Origin of the sequence: Castellaniella hirudinis, from assembly GCF_047468865.1 — a bacterium.
GTDB classification, from domain to species: Bacteria; Pseudomonadota; Gammaproteobacteria; order Burkholderiales; family Burkholderiaceae_B; genus Castellaniella; species Castellaniella hirudinis_A.
Map to the genome: position 1 here is coordinate 56,594 of NZ_JBLGTV010000010.1, position 17,044 is coordinate 73,637.

A 17,044-nucleotide genomic window follows, 5' to 3' on the forward strand; every position below is an offset into this window, starting at 1 on the left:
CATCCGTTGGGCAAGCTCCGTGGGGCACGGCAAAAAGATGAGAACGGTTCGAGCAGACCCCCTACTCGGTTCTTATCTATTCGATTTATAAGGCACTGAACGATGTGTACGGGTTCTATGCCGCCTACGTCGCAGAACTGGTGGATGACGACGAACTGGATCTGATGAACACATCGGCATGCAATATCTTTTCATGCCTGATGGATCTAGCCGCCTGCAAAGTAGAAATAGACGAACAGTTCGCGCCGAACGCTCGCAGCTTCAAACGCCAGGTTCTACATGACTATGAAGATTGGCTTTCCCTCGCCAAGGACAAGGCCTTTCGCGCGGGTATCCCTCTGCGCGCAGAACTTCTGCGCTTGGTCTACGATTCAGGAGATGAACTAGGGTCTGCTGCCGAAACAGAAAGCCTCGGGTTCGATTCTTCACGCCTTCATCCAGACATATACATGAATGAATTACTCATTGGGATGCGGACTATTCATCAAGTTCTGCCAGCCATCATGAAAAAGCTCGAAATCTACGATGAATTCCAGCTTGACACATCAGAACTGCGAATCAGATAAGCCGACACACTGCGGAGCAAATACCCAGCGGTAGAGCCAACTGTTTCTGGTGAATGCCGAGCCACGAAAAAAGCCCAGATCAGATCCTGAACCTGTCTTGAATTCTGGAGCGGGTGATGGGAATCGAACCCACGCTTGAGGCTTGGGAAGCCGCCGTTCTACCATTGAACTACACCCGCACTGCGCAATTTATTGATGCGCAAGGATTTGTGGGTAAAATCAAACCCTGCAAACCTGTTGAAGCTCTGTAGTTTACACTATTTTGAATCCACTCAAATCCCCCCCACTCGTCGTCACGGCGCAATCGCCTTCGGGCAGCACGCACATCCGCAGTTTCGTCCATCGCCGCGCCCACATCACGCCCAGCCAGGAACAAGCCCTTGCCCACTGGCTGCCGCGCTGGTCCATTGCCTACCAGAACAGCCTGTTGGATTTGGCGGCGGCCTTTGGACGGCCCGCACCGACTATCCTGGAAATTGGCTTCGGCATGGGAGAAACCACCCAGCAGATCGCCCAGGCGCGGCCTGGCGATAATTTTCTGGGGGTCGAAGTGTTCAATGCGGGCGTGGGCGCCTTGCTGAAGCGCATCCACGAAAACGAACTGGACAATATCCGCATCATCCAGCACGATGCCGTGGAAGTGCTGCGCGACATGATCGCACCGGGGTCTTTGGCCGGCGCGCATATTTATTTCCCCGACCCCTGGCCCAAAAAACGCCATCACAAGCGCCGCCTGATCCAGCCGCCCTTTATCCAGCTGCTGGCCAGCCGGCTGGCACCCGGGGCGTACCTCCACTGCGCCACCGATTGGCAGCACTATGCCGAGCAGATGCTGGATGTCCTGTCCGGCGAACCGGCGCTGCAAAACACCTGCGCGGGCTATGCGCCCCGCCCGGACTACCGCCCCCTGACAAAATTCGAAAACCGGGGCCTGCGCCTGGGCCACGGGGTCTGGGATCTGATTTTCACGCGCCGCCCCGAAACCGCCGGCGCACTTGACACAAAGGCAGATTAATGTATCCAGAAATTCAACCTTATGCCCAGGGCCACCTGGATGCCGGACATGGCCACCGCGTGTACTGGGAACTGTGCGGCAACCCCGAAGGCACACCCGCCGTGTTCCTGCATGGCGGGCCGGGCGCAGGGTGCTCCCCCGCCCACCGTCGGGTGTTCGACCCCAGCCGCTACAACGTCCTGCTGTTCGACCAGCGCGGCTGCGGACGCTCCACCCCATCGGCCTGCCTGGAACACAATACCACCTGGGATCTGGTAGCCGACATCGAGCGCCTGCGCACCGAAGTCCTGAAAGCGGAAAAAATGGTGGTGTTCGGCGGATCCTGGGGATCCACCCTGGCCCTGGCTTATGCCGAAACCCATCCCCGGCAGGTGCGCGCCTTGATTGTGCGCGGCATCTTCCTGCTGCGCCAGGCCGAACTGCGCTGGTTCTACCAGGAAGGCGCCTCATGGCTGTTCCCCGACATCTGGGAAGACTACCTGGCCCCCATCCCCGAAGCCGAGCGCGACGACCTGATTGCCGCCTATCACCATCGCTTGACAGGCGACGACCCCCAGGCCCAGCTGCAGGCCGCCCACGCCTGGACTCAATGGGAAAGCCAAACCATCAGCCTGCTGCCCAACCCGGAGCACATCCAGGCCCACGCCGCCGACCAGGCGGCCCTGGCCTTTGCCCGCATCGAGAACCACTATTTCGTGAACAAAGGCTTCATGGAAGAAGGCCAACTGCTGCGCGATGCGCACAAGCTGGCCGATATCCCCGGCGTCATCGTGCAGGGCCGCTACGATGCCTGCACGCCGGCGCGTTCGGCCTGGGATCTGCACCGCGCCTGGCCCCAGGCCGATTTCCACATGATCCCCGACGCCGGCCACGCCTTCGACGAGCCCGGCATCCTGAAGCAACTGCTGGCCGCCACCGACCGCTTCGCCTGACCGAGACCCGCCATGAGCCTGACCATTCAATTAAACGGCCACGCCACCCCGCTGGACAATGTCCGCACAGTGCAAGACCTGGTGATCCACCTGGGCTACCAGGATAAGCGCATCGCCGTGGAACGCAACGGCGACATCGTGCCGCGCAGCCAGCATGCCACCACCCCGCTGGCCGACAACGACCACCTGGAAATCGTCATCGCCGTGGGCGGTGGATGAGATCGGACAGAAAAGGGTCCCTGCGGACCCTTTTCTGCCGATCGAATCCGAGCCGCTTGCAAGCGGCGAGGTGGAGAGATGCCCCACCCCAAGACAAGTCCCTGCGGACCCTTTTCTGCCGATCGAATCCGAGCCGCCTGCAGGCGGCGAGGTGGAGGGATGCCACAAACCAAGACAAGCCCCTGCGGACCCTTGTCTGCCGATCGAATCCGAGCCGCCTGCAAGCGGCGAGGTGGGGAGATGCCCCACCCCAAGACAAGTCCCTGCGAACCCTTTCCCGCCGATCGAACTCGAGCCGCCTGCAAGCGACGAGGTGGAGGGATGTCCCCCCAAGACAACCCCTGCGACATGGCATACTATCCCCATCCTCCCTTTTGAGAGCATTCCCATGAAAGGCCACCCCGAAGTTCTCGACTACCTGATCCGCCAGCTGCGCGACGAACTCGCGGCGCGCGACCAGTATTTCATCCATTCGCGCCGCTACCAGGACATGGGCCTGAACAAGCTGTTCACGCGCAACGACCACGAAATGCAGGAAGAAACCCAGCACGCCGACAGTCTGCTGCAGCGCATCCTGATGCTGGAAGGCGAGCCCGATATGCGGCCCAGCGCCTTTACCCCCCGCGCCGATGTGCCGGGCATGCTGCGCGCCGATCTGGATCTGGAATACGAGGTGCGCGCATCCTTGCGCCAGGGCATCGCCCTGTGTGAAAAACACGGGGATTTCGTCAGCCGCGACCTGTTGCTGCTGCAGCTGAAAGACACCGAGTCCGACCACGCCTACTGGCTGGAACAACAGCTCGGCCTGATCGAAAGCATGGGCCTGCAAAACTATCTGCAGACCCAAACCTGACCCCCGCGACACGCGGGCGGCGGGTCTTTAACGGAACCCGCCGCGCCCCAGCCCGGCCAGCCCTTTCATCCCGCCCATGGCGCGCATCATCTTGGCCATGCCGCCTTTTTTCATCTGCTTCATCATGCCCTGCATTTGCTCGAACTGCTTCAGCAAGCGGTTGACTTCCTGGACGGGCACGCCGGAGCCCGCCGCGATGCGGCGCTTGCGCGACGCCTTGATGAGTTCGGGCTTGGCGCGTTCCTGGGGGGTCATCGAGTTCAGGATGCCTTCGGTGCGGGCCAGCTGCTTTTCGGCCTGGCCGCCCTGCACCTGGGCCGCAGCCTGGGCAAACTGGGCGGGCAGTTTTTCCAGCAGCGACCCCATGTCGCCCAGCTTTTTCACCTGCTGAAGCTGGTCTCGAAAATCGTTCAGATCGAAGCGGTCGCCCGATTTCAGGCGGGCCGCCAGCTTTTGCGCTTCGGCGATGTCGATGTTTTTCTGGGCCTGCTCGACCAGGGAAACGATATCGCCCATGCCCAGGATGCGCTGGGCCATGCGTTCGGGATGGAAAGGCTCCAGGCCGTCCAGTTTTTCGGAAATACCCACGAACTTAAGCGGCTTGCCCGTCACCTGGCGCACGGACAGGGCGGCCCCGCCCCGGGCATCGCCATCCAGCTTGGTCATGACCACGCCGGTCAGCGGCAGGGCGTCGGAAAATGCGCGGGCGACGTTGACCGCATCCTGGCCCTGCATGGCATCCACCACGAACAGGGTTTCGATGGGGGTCAGCAGGCCGTGCAGCGCGCGGATTTCATCCATCATGGCCTGGTCGATGCCCAAGCGGCCCGCCGTGTCGACGATCAACACATCATAGTGATGACGCCGGGCGTGATCCAGCGCATCGCGGGCGATATCCTGGGGCTTCTGGTCGGTGCGGGTGGGCAGAAAATCCACCCCCACCTGGGCCGCCACGGTTTTCAGCTGGTCAATGGCGGCTGGCCGGTAGACGTCGGCACTGACCACCAGCACCTTCTTGCGGCTGGTCTTGCGCCCGTGCTGGACATGATTGCCTTCGGACAGCCATTTGGCCAGCTTGCCCGTGGTGGTGGTTTTCCCGGCCCCTTGCAGGCCCGCCATCAAGATGACCGCCGGCGGCTGCGCGGCCAGGGAGAGCTCGCCCGCCTCGGCGCCCAGGTCGCCGCCCATCAGGCGAGTGAGTTCTTTGTGCACCACGCCCACCAGCGCCTGCCCGGGGTTCAAGCTGCCGACGACTTCCTGCCCCAGGGCGGCCTCTTTGACGCGGCCCACGAATTCGCGCACCACGGGCAGGGCCACGTCGGCCTCCAGCAGGGCCAGACGAACCTCGCGCAGCATGTCCTGCGTATTGGATTCGGTCAGGCGGGCCTCGCCGCGCATCGTCTTGACGATGCGCGACAGACGGGAAGTGAGGTTATCGAGCATGGCGGATTTCCACAAAACTGGTTGATCTGCCGGGTAGCGCATAAAATGGAGGCTTTGAGGGCGCACGCCGTGCGCCGGACACCGACAGGACTATGTCAGTCAGCATTGTATTTCACTTGCTTGCCGCGCTGGCCTATGCCATGCTGGGCTTGGCGCTATGGCGCCCCATCGCGCGCGCGCAAGCGTTGCACCCCAGCGGCATGATCGGCCGCGGCTGCCTGCTGGGGGCGATTGCGCTGCAGGGCATCGGCCTGGCCAGCGCCGTGATCGTGCCCTCCGGCCTGACCCTGGGCTGGGCCTTGGCCCTGTCCACCGCCATGTGGCTGGGCATGATTGTCTTCTGGGTCGAGAACTTCCTGCTGCGCCTGGACAGCCTGCTGCTGGTTCTGCTGCCCGCCGCCGCCGTCATCAGCCTGCTGGCGGGCATTTTCCCGCAGGGACACCTGGTGCCGCACGCCAACAGCGATGCCTTGCGCATCCATCTGCTGATCGCCATGATGGCCTACGGCCTGATGACCGTCGCCGCCCTGCACGCCATGCTGATGACGGTGCTCGACCGCCACCTGCACCGCCCCATCGAAACCGAAGCCCAGCAAAGCCTGCTGGGCCGCGCCATGGACGCCATGCCCCCCCTGCTGACCCTGGAGCAGCTGCTGTTCCGCCTGATCGGCATCGGTTTCGTGATCCTCACCCTGACCGTGGCCACGGGGATTCATGTCTCGCTGCATCTCGGCGGCCGGGCCCTGCCAATGGATCACAAAACCGTGTTCACGCTGCTGTCCTGGGGCACGTTCGGGGTGCTGCTGGCCGGGCGGCGCATCCAGGGCTGGCGCGGGCGTATCGCCCTGCGCTGGACGCTGGCGGGCTTCGCATTCTTGCTGCTGTCCTACTCAGGCAGCCGCTTCGTCCTGGAAGTCATCCTCCAAAGAGGCACCCTTGGGTAAATTTCTGCTGTGGGCGGTCATCATCCTGGTCGTCCTGATTGTTTCCCGCGTCCTGAGCCACCAAAAAGCCCAGGCGCGCCAGGCCGACGCCCGGCGCCGGGACGTCACGTCCCGCGAGGCGGCGGAGTCCATGGTGCGCTGCGCCCATTGCCGGATTTTCCTGCCGCGCTCCGAAGCCTACATGAGCCAGGGCAAAACCTGGTGCAGCGCCGAACACGCCCGTCTGGGGCTGCGCAAATAATGCCCGCGGCCCCAGAAGACGCCACGCCGCCCGCGGGCGCTGCGCCCCACCGCCCGCCGCTTTCCCTGGCCCTCCAAGCCGACGGCTGGCTGCCCCCCGGGGGGCCGGTTCTGCACCGCCCATCGCCCAACCACGACCGGCGGCCCGAAGACGAGGATCCCTATCTGCTGGTCATCCACAACATCAGCCTGCCGCCCGGCGTATTCGAGGGCGACGCAGTCATCGATTTTTTCCAGAATCGGCTGGACATCGCCGCCCACCCCTGGTTCGAAAACATCCGCGACCTGCGGGTATCCGCCCATTTCCTGATCCGCCGCGACGGCCGGATCGTGCAGTTCGTGCCCACCACTTTGCGGGCCTGGCACGCGGGGGTGTCCGCTTTCCAGGGACGCGAACGCTGCAACGACTATGCCATCGGCATCGAGCTGGAAGGTACGGACACCACCCCCTATACCGGCGCTCAATACGCCGCCCTGAACGCGCTGGCGGCGGCCATTTGCAGCCGCCACCCCATCCGGGCCGCCTGCGGGCACGAACACATCGCCCCGGGCCGCAAGACCGACCCCGGTCCCGCTTTCGAATGGGGGCGGCTGGCCGGCGCCGCGCCGCTCGCCCCAGACCTATTCTGAATAGGGGGCAAGACGAAATCCCCGTGGCGGCCTACTCGAATAACCGGCACCCGCCGCGCGGGCAGACGCATCAATCCGCCTTCAAGGCGGCAGCGTGATGCGCGATGTGGTCGCCGATAAAGCTGGCAATAAAGTAATAGCTGTGGTCATAACCCGCCTGACGGCGCAGCGTCAGCGGGTGCCCGGCCTCGCGGCAAGCGGCTTCCAGCAGTTCGGGGCGCAGTTGGCCCGCTAAAAACTCGTCGTCCAGCCCCTGGTCGACCAAAATCGGCAGGCGTTCGGGCGCGGCGCGAAGCAAGGCGACGGCATCCCACTGCGCCCAGGCATCGGGGTCTTGGCCCAGATAGGCCGCAAAGGCTTTTTGCCCCCAGGGCACCTGGCCGGGGGCCACGATAGGCGAAAACGCGGACACGCTGCGATACCGCCCGGGGTGGCGCAACGCCGTCACCAAGGCCCCATGCCCCCCCATCGAATGCCCCGCAATGGCGCGTACCGGCAAGGCGGGAAAATGCTGTTCGACCAGGGCGGGCAGTTCGTCCGCCACATAATCCTGCATGCGGTAGTGGGCCGCCCACGGGGCCTGGGTGGCATTCAGATAAAAACCCGCGCCCTGCCCCAGGTCGTAGGCGGGGTCATCGGCCACGGCCTCGCCGCGCGGGCTGGTGTCGGGCGCCACCAGGATCAGGCCATACCGCGCCGCATGGGCCTGGGCCCCGGCCTTGGCGATGAAGTTTTGCTCGGTGCAGGTCAGGCCGGACAGCCAGTACAGCACCGGGCAGGGCTCCCCGCGCACGGCGGCCGGGGGCAGATACACGGCAAAGCGCATGGGGCAGGCCAGTGCGGCGGACGCATGCTGCCAGACTTCCTGGCGGCCGCCGAAGCTGGCGTGCTGCTCGATACGCGTCAGGCCGATCGGATCGGTGGTCGTCATGAGATTTTTCCTCTTGCAAATAAGGCCGGGCGCGCCGCATCGGCGGGCGGGGCGCCCACCGAGGCCAGCGCGCCGGGATCAGTAATGCACGACCGAACGGATGGACTTGCCCGCGTGCATGAGATCGAAGGCCTGGTTGATGTCGCCCAGCCCCATGGTATGCGTGACAAAGGGGGCCAGGTCGATATCGCCCCGCATGGCTTCTTGCACCATGCCCGGCAACTGGGAACGCCCCTTGACCCCGCCAAAGGCGGTGCCGCGCCAGGAGCGGCCGGTCACCAGTTGGAAGGGCCGGGTGGAGATTTCCTGGCCGGCCCCGGCCACGCCGATGACGATGGACTGGCCCCAGCCCCGGTGGGCGGATTCCAGCGCGGCGCGCATCACGTTGACATTGCCGATGCACTCGAAGCTGTGATCCACCCCCCAGCCCGTCATGCCGACGATGACTTGCTGGATGGGTTCGGCGTGGTCTTTGGGATTGACGCAATCCGTGGCCCCGAACACCTGGGCCAGGGCGAATTTGTCCGGGTTGGTATCCACGGCAATGATGCGTCCCGCGCCCGCCTGACGGGCCCCCTGCACCACCGCCAGACCGATGCCGCCCAGGCCGAACACGGCCACGGTATCACCCGGCTGCACCTTGGCCGTGTTGCGCACGGCCCCGATGCCGGTGGTCACCCCGCAGCCCAGCAGGCAGACCTGTTCCGGGTTGGCCTGGGGGTCGATCTTGGCCAGGGAAACCTCGGCCACCACGGTGTATTCGCTGAACGTGGAACACCCCATGTAGTGATAAATGGGCTGACCCTGGTATGAAAACCGCGTGGTGCCATCGGGCATGACGCCCTTGCCTTGAGTGGCGCGCACGGCCACGCACAGGTTGGTCTTGCCGGATTTGCAAAACAGGCACTCGCCGCATTCGGCGGTGTACAAGGGGATGACGTGGTCGCCGGGCGCCACGCTGGTGACACCCTCGCCGACTTCGACCACAACCCCAGCCCCTTCGTGACCCAGCACGGCGGGGAAGACGCCTTCGGGATCATCCCCGCTCAAGGTGAAGGCATCGGTGTGGCAGACCCCGGTATGGGTGATTTTGACCAGGACTTCACCCTTGCGCGGGGGTTCGACGTCGATTTCGACGATCTGCAGGGGCTTGCCAGCTTCGAAGGCAACGGCGGCGCGGGATTTCATCAATGCGGTCTCCGGTGTATGAGGTGATACGGATTCAAGTGTTGATTATGGCCAGATGGCGCACGAAAGACAAACCGGCCTGCGGCGGCCCCTATCCGGGACAGCCGCAGGCCGGTGGGCGGACAGGCGGGCCACCCAGGAACCGCCGGAAAACTCAGGCGTTCAGCAGCAGGCCATTCATCCGTTTCACGAATGCCGCCGGATCCTTCAATGCCGCGCCTTCGGCCAGCATCGCCTGATCCAGCAGCAGTTCGGCCCAGTCGCCAAAGGCGTCATCCGGCTGGGACTCCATGCGCTTGACCAGCGCATGCTGCGGATTGACTTCCAGGATCGGCTTGACGTCGGGGGCCTCCTGGCCGGCGGCTTTCAGCATGCGCAGCAGATGCGGGCTGAGTTCGTTTTCGTCCACCACCACGCAGGCAGGCGAATCCACCAGACGCGCGGTGGCGCGGACTTCCTTGACGCGTTCGCCCAAGGCGGCCTGCAGGCGTTCGATGGTGGGCTTGAACGCTTCGGCGGCTTCGGCCTGCTGTTTCTTTTCTTCTTCGTCGGCCAGAGCGTCCAGATCCAGACCGCCCTTGGCGACGGACACCAGGGATTTGCCTTCGAATTCGCGCAGATAGGACAGCATCCATTCGTCCACGCGATCGGACAGCAGCAGGACTTCCAGCCCCTTGCGGCGGAAGACTTCCAGGTGCGGACTATGCGCCGCCGCCGCGTAGGAATCGGCCGACAGGTAGTAGATTTTGTCCTGGCCTTCTTTCATGCGGCCAATGTAATTGGACAAGGACACGGTCTGGGCCGGACTGTCCGCCTGCGTGCTGGCAAAGCGCAGCAGGCCCGCGATACGATCCTTGTTGGCGGGGTCTTCGCCGATGCCTTCTTTCAGCACCTGGCCGAATTGATCCCAGAATTCAGCGTATTCATCCGGCTTGTTCTCGACCAGGTCGTCCAACAGCCCCAGAATGCGCTTGGCGCAACCTTCGCGGATCGAGCGCACATCGCGGCTTTCCTGCAGGATTTCGCGCGAGACATTCAGCGGCAGGTCGGCTGAATCCACGACCCCGCGCACAAAGCGCAGATAGGCCGGCAGCAGTTGTTCGGCGTCGTCCATGATGAAAACGCGCTTGATGTACAGCTTGACCCCGCGGCGGGCATCACGATCATACAGGTCGAAGGGGGCGCGTTTGGGGAGATACAGCAGCTGGGTGTATTCGCTGCGGCCCTCGACGCGGTTGTGCGTCCAGGCCAGGGGGTCTTCGAAATCGTGGGCAACGTGCTTGTAGAATTCTTTGTACTGCTCGTCGGTGATGTCGGATTTGGATCGCGTCCACAAGGCATTGGCCTGGTTGACGGTTTCCCATTCTTCGGTGGTCACCTGCGCTGATTTTTCAGCATCCCATTCTTCCTTCTTCATCTGGATGGGCAGCGAGATATGATCCGAATAGCGGCGCAGCACTTCGCGCAGTTTCCAGCCCGACAAAAATTCATCTTCGTCGGCGCGCAGGGTCAGGGTGACCGATGTGCCCCGCGCTTCACGCTCGACGGCGGCCACGGAAAACTCGCCCTGGCCATCGGATTCCCACAGCACGCCCTCGGCCGCCGGCAAGCCGGCCCGGCGGCTGCTGACGCTGACTTTTTCGGCCACGATGAAGGACGAATAAAACCCCACGCCGAACTGGCCGATCAACTGGGCGTCTTTTTGCTTGTCGCCGGTCAGTTGGGAAAAGAATTCACGCGTGCCCGAGCGCGCAATCGTGCCCAGGTTGGCAATGGCTTCGTCGCGCGACAGGCCGATGCCGTTATCGGTAATCGTGAGGGTGCGCGCAGCCTCGTCGAATTCGACCTGGATGCGCAGCGTGCTGTCGGCCTCCAGCAGATCGGGGTGGTCGATGGCTTCAAAGCGCAATTTGTCGCAGGCATCCGAGGCATTGGACACGAGTTCGCGCAAGAAAATTTCCTTGTTGCTGTACAAGGAATGGATCATCAAGTGCAGCAGTTGCTTGACTTCGGCCTGGAAACCCAGGGTTTCGGCGGTGGAGGTATCGGTTTGGCTCATGGTGCGTCTTGCGATGGCGGTTTAAATCAAAAAGAAGGACTATGCTGACAGATGAGGCCGGTTGTTTTTTTTTCAAGAGGGCCGGCGGCGCGGCGGATGACGCCCGCCCCCCTGGCCCGGCGGCACACCCGTTGCGCGGGCCGGGACGGGGGCGCAGCCCCATGCCGCATCCGTCATACCCACTATAAGTGCCAGGCTATTCACGCCTCAAAACAATCCCGGTAAAGTGGCGATAAACGGGCGCAGCCGCAAAACAATCATCATCCCGGTTCCGTCAAAGGAGACAGCCATGGCCCTTCAGAAAACAGTCCGGGCGGGAAAAATAGCCCACGCCCCCCTGGCGACCCAGTTGTTCCTGACCGCCACCTTGACCACTATTCTGGTCATGGCCATCCTGGCGTCGCTGATTACCTGGCAAAGCCGCCAGACCGCCGTGGCCAACGTCAGCGCGGCCAATCAAATGGGGATGCAGGATTCCGACCGCATCCTGCAGCTTATCTTCGACATCGGCCGCGATCGCAGCCAGTCGCTGTATCCGGTGCTGATGCGGTATATGGGCGACACGCCCCGCCCCTCGGAACAAACGGAAAACGGTATGCCCGTCTTCAAGGCAGGCGACAAGGTTCTGAACGGCGACCAGGCCCTGATGCGCAGCGTGACGGGCATGACCGCCGCCATTTATGCCCGCACGCCCAAGGGCTGGATGCGCATCGCCAGCGCCTACCAGGATCAACCCGCCTATGCCCTGGGGCAGGTGCTGCCCCCCAGCGACCCCATCGCCCAGGCGTTCGACAAGGGCGCAGTCATCCACATCCCGCAATTGGTCGGGGATCGCTGGCATCTGGCCACGACCAACCCGCTCAAGGACGCCCAGGGGGCCATTTACGGCGGCATCGTCAACCGGCTGGACATCAGCGCCCAAATCGACCCCGTCCTGAAAGACCTGACCCAAACCAAGCTGGCGGGCCACGGGCAGTTGTTCGTGCTGCGCCCCAGCGACGACCACAAGGACTGGGTGCGGGTGGCGGGTAATTTCGGCAAGCCCGGCGATCTGCTCAGTGCGGGCAATCCCGCAGCGGACTTCGCCATCCTGGACGCCTCGTTTCGCAGCGCGCCCATCGGCGCCAAACAAACCATCATCAACGACGAATCCATCTTCCTGTCCTGGAAAACCATCCCCAACTGGAACTGGATGATCTACGCCTTCGGCCCCATGGACAGCTACCTGGCCGCCAGCGACCGCCAGATGTGGATTCAATTGGCCCTGATGCTGGGGGGCACCCTGTTGATCGCCTTCGCCATTTTCTGGCTGGCGCGACGCACCCTGGCTCCCGTGCACACCGTGGTCACCGGCATGCGGCGTCTGGGGGCGGGCGATCTCAGCCAGGACGTTCCGGCCAGTCCGACCCATAGCCGCAACGAAGTCCACCAACTCTTGCACAGCCTGCACGGCACCCAGGACGCCTTGCGGCAAATGATCCGCCAGGTGCGCTATAGCGTGGGCGAAATCCACACCGGCGCCCACGAAATCGCGGTCGGCAACACCGACCTGTCCAGCCGCACCGAACAACAAGCGGCCTCTCTGCAGGAAACCGCCGCCAGCATGGAAGAACTTGCCAGCACCGTGCGCCAGAACGCCGACAATGCCCGCCAGGCCAACGAGCTGGCCACCGGGGCATCCGGGACGGCCCAGCGCGGCGAACAGGCGGTCGAAAACATGGTGGCCACCATGCAGCGCATCGCCGACAGTTCCAACCGCATCACCGACATCATCGGCGTGATCGACAGCATTGCCTTCCAGACCAACATCCTGGCGCTGAACGCGGCCGTCGAGGCCGCCCGGGCGGGCGAACAAGGCAAGGGATTCGCCGTCGTGGCGTCCGAAGTCCGGGCGCTGGCCCAGCGCTCCGCCGAAGCCGCGCGCGAGATCAAGCAACTGATCGAAACGTCCTCGCACGAAGTCCAGGCGGGCACCCGGCAGGCGGACGATGCCGGCGCCATCATGCAAGAAGTCCTGGCCGCGGTGGATCGCGTCACCCGCATCATGGGCGAGATCGCCTCGGCCTCCAACGAGCAGTCCACCGGCATCGACCAAGTCAACCTGGCCGTCACGCAAATGGATCAGGTCACCCAGCAGAACGCCGCCCTGGTCGAAGAAGCCGCCGCCGCGGCGGATTCGCTCAGTGAACAGGCCGACCGGCTGGCGGGCAGTGTGGCCGTGTTTCAGACAGGCCGGGACGACCACTTGGCCGGCGGCCCGGCAGCGGCCCGACAGACCGCTGTGCCGCGCCTGCCGGGATGATGCGCCGGCAGGGTGTACAGCTATTCGTAAGGATAATGGTTCTCGTTCGACTTACAATAAAGTAAATCATTTTTCGAGAATCCGATGAAAACATCCTCCCGCCGAGACTTTCTGCGCCATGGCGCAATACTGAGCGCGGGAGCCCTGCTGGGGTTCCCCGCCCTGCACAGCGCCCGGGCGGCAGACGCCAAAACCCTGATCCTGTACAACGGCCAACATGCCAAGACCACCGCCGCGCTGGTGGCCGCATTTACCCAGGCCACCGGCATCCAGGTGGATATCCGCAAAGGCAGCAGCACGCAGCTGGCCAACCAGATCATCGAGGAAGGCAGCCGATCGCCGGCCGACGTGTTTTTCGCCGAAGAAAGCCCCCCGGTGGCCGCGCTGGCCGAAAAAAATCTGCTGGCCCCGCTGCCGGACGCCACCCTCGGCCAAATCCTGCCCCGCTATACGGCCCGCGATCACACCTGGACGGGCATCACAGCCCGTTCCCGCGTCACGGTATACAACCAGGACATGGTGCAGGCCGCCGAGCTGCCCGCATCCGTGATGGACATGGCCACCGCCGCCTGGAAAGACCGCGTGGGTTTCGTGCCCACCAGCGGCGCCTTCCAAGAACAAATCATCGCCATCAAATTACTGCGGGGGCGCGATGCGGCCCTGGGCTGGCTCAAGGGCCTGAAGCAATACGGCCGCATCTACAACGGCAATATGGCCGCCATGCGGGCCGTCGAGCGCGGCGAAATCGCCACGGCGCTGGTCAATAACTACTACTGGTACATCGTGGCCAACGAAGTCGGCGCCGACAAAATGAAGTCCGCCCTGCACTACGCCGGCCCGCAAGACCCCGGCGGCCTGATCACCTGCTCGGCGGCCGGGGTGCTGAAAACCGCCGCCCACGCCGACGCCGCCCAGCAGCTGCTGGCCTTCATGGTCAGCCAGGCGGGCCAGGACGCCATGGTGGACACCGTGGCCGAATACCCCCTGCGCCCGGGGGTCAAAACCCCCTTCGCCCTGAAGCCCTTCGACCAACTGCACCCGCCCGCTGTCTCGCCCGCCGATCTGGGCGACGCCGCCGATGCCCTGACCCTGCGCCGCGAGGCCGGGCTGGCGTGATCCGGCTGGGCCTGATGGCGGGCCGCCAGCCCGCCTCGCCGCCGGCCTGGATGGGGCTGGCGGCCCTGCTGCCCGTGGCCCTGGTGTGCCTGCCGCTGGTGTATATCGCGCTGCGCACGCTGCAAACCGGCCCGCGCGGCGTCATCGAGGAAATCTTCCGCCCCCGCACGCTCGAACTCCTGGGCAATACCGTGACGCTGGCCCTGGGGGTGATGCTGCTGTCTTCCCTGATCGGCCTGGGGGTGGCCTGGTGCGTAGAGCGCAGCGACCTGCCGGGCCGGCGCGCCTGGCGCGTGGCCGCCGGCCTGCCGCTGGCCGTGCCGGCCTTTGTCTCCAGCTACGCCTGGGCATCCATCGACATCGCCTTCCAAAATCTGGCGGGGGCAATTTTTATCCTGTCGCTGTCCAGCTACCCCCTGGTCTACCTGCCCGTGGCGGCGGCGCTGCGGGGTACAGATCCCGGCCTGGAAGATGTCTGCCGATCCTTGGGACACGGCCCCTGGCGGGCATTCGGCCGTGCCCTGCTGCCCCAGTTGGCGCCCGCCCTGGGCAGCGGGGCCCTGCTGGTTCTGACCCATATGTTCGCCGAATTCGGGGCGCTGGCCTTGTTGCGCGTGCAAACCTTCACCACGGCCATTTTCGAGTCCTACGAATTGCAATTCGACAGCGCATCCGCCGCCATGCAGTCCATCGTGCTGATGCTGTTGTGCATCCCGGCGGCCTGGGCCGAAATGCGCCTGCGCGCGGGCCGCCGCATTGCCCGCGTGGGCCGCGGGGCCACCCGCCCCGCCCGGCCGATCCCCCTGGGCCACGCCCGCTGGCCCGTGCTGGCTCTGTTCGGCCTGCTGGGCATGGTCGCGCTGGGGGTGCCCCTGGCGACCCTGGCCTATTGGCTGGCGCATGGCCATTCGGCAGGGCAGGGCCATGCCCAGATCCTGCCCGCCATCCAGGGCACCCTGGCCCTGGCCGGCGCGGGCGCGGTGTTGACCAGCCTTCTGGCCATTCCCCTGGTGCTGCTGGCGGCCCGCCAACGGGGCCGCCTGGCCCAACTGGCCGAGCGCCTGCCCTACATCGTGCATGGTCTGCCCGGCGTGGTGGTGGCACTGGCCCTGGTGTTCCTATCCATCCGGCTGGCCCCCGCCTTGTACCAGGGGGTCGGCGTGCTGCTGGCGGCCTACGCCATTTTGTTCCTGCCCCTGGCCCAGTCGTCCCTGCGGGCCTCGGTCGAACTGGTTCCGCCCCAGATCGAAGCCATCGCCCGCAGCCTGGGCAGACGGCCTTTCCATGTCTTCCTGACCGTGATCCTGCCCAATATCGCCCCCGGCATCGGGGCCGCCCTGGCCTTGATGATGCTGGAAATCGTGCGCGAACTGACCGCCACCCTGATGCTGGCCCCCACGGGCACCGTCACCCTGGCCACCGAGGTCTGGTCCTACACGGCGGATGCCGAATACGCCGCCGCCGCGCCCTTCGCCGCCTTGCTGGTGCTGGTTTCCATCGTGCCCGTCTGGGTGTTCACGCGGCGCATGCTGCACCACAATCGCTGATCCCATGACCGCCATGACACTCCGCGGCCTGCACAAGCGCTTTGGCCAAACCGAAGTCCTGCGCGGCATCCACTTGAGCATTCCCGAAGGCTCGGTCATGGCGCTGCTAGGGCCGTCTGGTTGCGGCAAGACCACCTTGCTGCGCCTGATGGCCGGCTTCGACCCCCTGGACGAAGGTGAAATCGCCTTTGGCGACCGGATCATGGCGTCCGCCCGCGCCTTTGTCCCGCCCGAGCAGCGCAACATCGGCTACGTCCCCCAGGAAGGCACGCTGTTTCCCCACCTGACAGTGGAAGGCAATATCCGCTTCGGCCTGCCGCGCCACGCCGGCCGCCGCCAGCGGGTCAACGAAGTCCTGGCCCTGACCGGCCTGTCCGGCCTGGGGGCGCGCTATCCCCATGAACTCTCCGGCGGCCAGCAGCAGCGCGTAGCCCTGGCCCGGGCACTGGCCCCCGGGCCGTCCCTGGTGCTGCTGGATGAGCCCTTCAACGCCCTGGATCTGGACTTGCGCCGCAGCCTGTGCGAAGAAGTCGTCCACGTCCTGCGGCAAACCGGCACCACCACGGTGCTGGTCACGCACGACCCGGGCGAGGCCTTTGCCGTTTCCGACCAGCTGGCCGTCATGCAGGCCGGCGGCATCATGCAGTGCGATCAACCCGAGCGCGTGTACTGGCAACCCGCCAGCCCGGCCGTGGCCCGCCTGACCGGCGCGGCGATTTTCCTGGCGGGCCACGGCGCCGGCCCATCCCAGGCCCATTGCGCCCTGGGGGCCGTGGCCCTGCACCCCGGCAGCCCGCCGCCCGGCGAGGCCTGCCTGATCATGATCCGACCCGAACAAATCCAATGGGCGGCTCAAGGGGACGGGGCGCCCGCCAAAGTCAGCTACCGTTCTTTCCGGGGGGATCACACCCTGATCGGAGTGGATCTGGCAGACTTGTGCCTGGATCTGCGCGTGTCTTCTTTGTCCGCCCCCGCCCTGGGGGCGGACGGCTTCCTCTGTCTGCAAGGGGCCTGTATGGCATATCCCCAGACCTGAGACAGCCCACGCGGGGCAATGCG

General features: G+C 64.7%; 16 protein-coding genes and 1 tRNA gene. 12 read left to right on the plus strand and 5 right to left on the minus strand.

Annotated elements, in window-relative coordinates:
* The first annotated feature begins 140 nt into the window (after nt 1–140).
* Nucleotides 141–566 (plus strand): hypothetical protein, encoded by a 426-nt coding sequence (locus tag ACMHYJ_RS12300; RefSeq protein ID WP_414246470.1) that lies wholly within the window; start codon nt 141–143, stop codon nt 564–566.
* Nucleotides 567–671: 105 nt separating this feature from the next.
* On the opposite strand, the gene ACMHYJ_RS12305 is transcribed toward ACMHYJ_RS12300, so the two are convergent.
* Nucleotides 672–745, minus strand: a tRNA-Gly gene (locus tag ACMHYJ_RS12305).
* Nucleotides 746–828: 83 nt separating this feature from the next.
* Here ACMHYJ_RS12305 and trmB point away from each other — a divergent pair.
* The 4 genes from trmB to bfr all read left to right on the plus strand — a co-directional run bounded on the left by trmB (nt 829) and on the right by bfr (nt 3,585).
* The gene (gene trmB / locus ACMHYJ_RS12310) at nt 829–1,581 is read left to right on the plus strand and encodes a tRNA (guanosine(46)-N7)-methyltransferase TrmB (protein WP_414246471.1); all 753 of its coding nucleotides are present in this window, start codon (nt 829–831) and stop codon (nt 1,579–1,581) included.
* Nucleotides 1,581–2,513 carry a prolyl aminopeptidase gene (pip, locus tag ACMHYJ_RS12315; RefSeq protein WP_414246472.1) on the plus strand — a complete coding sequence of 311 codons (933 nt, stop codon included), beginning with the start codon at nt 1,581–1,583 and terminating at the stop codon, nt 2,511–2,513. Before trmB ends, pip begins: the two co-directional genes overlap by 1 nt.
* A gap of 18 nt (nt 2,514–2,531) precedes the next feature.
* Complete coding sequence (gene thiS, locus ACMHYJ_RS12320) at nt 2,532–2,732, plus strand: sulfur carrier protein ThiS (protein WP_414246526.1); 201 nt, start codon at nt 2,532–2,534, stop codon at nt 2,730–2,732.
* 388 nt (nt 2,733–3,120) lie between these two features.
* Nucleotides 3,121–3,585 carry a bacterioferritin gene (gene bfr / locus ACMHYJ_RS12325; RefSeq protein ID WP_414246473.1) on the plus strand — a complete coding sequence of 155 codons (465 nt, stop codon included), beginning with the start codon at nt 3,121–3,123 and terminating at the stop codon, nt 3,583–3,585.
* Between the two features lie 27 nt (nt 3,586–3,612).
* Here the strand turns inward: bfr and ffh are convergent, their stop codons facing one another.
* Nucleotides 3,613–5,028: a signal recognition particle protein gene (gene ffh, locus ACMHYJ_RS12330; protein WP_414246474.1), complete on the minus strand. Its 1,416-nt coding sequence runs from the start codon at nt 5,026–5,028 to the stop codon at nt 3,613–3,615.
* A gap of 92 nt (nt 5,029–5,120) precedes the next feature.
* On the opposite strand from ffh, the gene ACMHYJ_RS12335 reads away from it, so the two are divergent.
* Genes ACMHYJ_RS12335 through ampD form a run of 3 tightly spaced genes read left to right on the plus strand, consistent with a single transcriptional unit; the run spans nt 5,121 to nt 6,842 of the window.
* Nucleotides 5,121–5,972 (plus strand): inner membrane protein YpjD, encoded by an 852-nt coding sequence (locus ACMHYJ_RS12335; RefSeq protein WP_414246475.1) that lies wholly within the window; start codon nt 5,121–5,123, stop codon nt 5,970–5,972.
* A complete protein-coding gene (locus ACMHYJ_RS12340) occupies nt 5,965–6,213 on the plus strand; it encodes a PP0621 family protein (protein ID WP_414246476.1) in 249 nt (82 codons plus the stop codon). The genes ACMHYJ_RS12335 and ACMHYJ_RS12340 overlap by 8 nt, the downstream gene beginning before the upstream one ends.
* Nucleotides 6,213–6,842 (plus strand): 1,6-anhydro-N-acetylmuramyl-L-alanine amidase AmpD, encoded by a 630-nt coding sequence (ampD, locus tag ACMHYJ_RS12345; RefSeq protein ID WP_414246477.1) that lies wholly within the window; start codon nt 6,213–6,215, stop codon nt 6,840–6,842. The genes ACMHYJ_RS12340 and ampD overlap by 1 nt, the downstream gene beginning before the upstream one ends.
* Before the next feature lie 70 nt (nt 6,843–6,912).
* On the opposite strand, the gene fghA is transcribed toward ampD, so the two are convergent.
* The 3 genes from fghA to htpG form a co-directional block, all read right to left on the minus strand.
* Nucleotides 6,913–7,749 (minus strand): S-formylglutathione hydrolase, encoded by an 837-nt coding sequence (gene fghA, locus ACMHYJ_RS12350; protein WP_414246527.1) that lies wholly within the window; start codon nt 7,747–7,749, stop codon nt 6,913–6,915.
* Nucleotides 7,750–7,851: 102 nt separating this feature from the next.
* Nucleotides 7,852–8,961 (minus strand): S-(hydroxymethyl)glutathione dehydrogenase/class III alcohol dehydrogenase, encoded by a 1,110-nt coding sequence (locus ACMHYJ_RS12355; RefSeq protein ID WP_414246478.1) that lies wholly within the window; start codon nt 8,959–8,961, stop codon nt 7,852–7,854.
* A gap of 154 nt (nt 8,962–9,115) precedes the next feature.
* Nucleotides 9,116–11,020: a molecular chaperone HtpG gene (htpG, locus tag ACMHYJ_RS12360; RefSeq protein WP_414246479.1), complete on the minus strand. Its 1,905-nt coding sequence runs from the start codon at nt 11,018–11,020 to the stop codon at nt 9,116–9,118.
* Between the two features lie 289 nt (nt 11,021–11,309).
* Here htpG and ACMHYJ_RS12365 point away from each other — a divergent pair, with 289 nt between their 5' ends.
* The 4 genes from ACMHYJ_RS12365 to ACMHYJ_RS12380 all read left to right on the plus strand — a co-directional run bounded on the left by ACMHYJ_RS12365 (nt 11,310) and on the right by ACMHYJ_RS12380 (nt 17,021).
* Complete coding sequence (locus ACMHYJ_RS12365; RefSeq protein WP_414246480.1) at nt 11,310–13,322, plus strand: methyl-accepting chemotaxis protein; 2,013 nt, start codon at nt 11,310–11,312, stop codon at nt 13,320–13,322.
* Nucleotides 13,323–13,406: 84 nt separating this feature from the next.
* Complete coding sequence (locus tag ACMHYJ_RS12370) at nt 13,407–14,438, plus strand: extracellular solute-binding protein (RefSeq protein WP_414246481.1); 1,032 nt, start codon at nt 13,407–13,409, stop codon at nt 14,436–14,438.
* A complete protein-coding gene (locus tag ACMHYJ_RS12375) occupies nt 14,435–15,985 on the plus strand; it encodes an ABC transporter permease (RefSeq protein ID WP_414246482.1) in 1,551 nt (516 codons plus the stop codon). Before ACMHYJ_RS12370 ends, ACMHYJ_RS12375 begins: the two co-directional genes overlap by 4 nt.
* 13 nt (nt 15,986–15,998) lie before the next feature.
* Nucleotides 15,999–17,021: an ABC transporter ATP-binding protein gene (locus ACMHYJ_RS12380; protein WP_414246483.1), complete on the plus strand. Its 1,023-nt coding sequence runs from the start codon at nt 15,999–16,001 to the stop codon at nt 17,019–17,021.
* Nucleotides 17,022–17,044 lie beyond the last annotated feature (23 nt).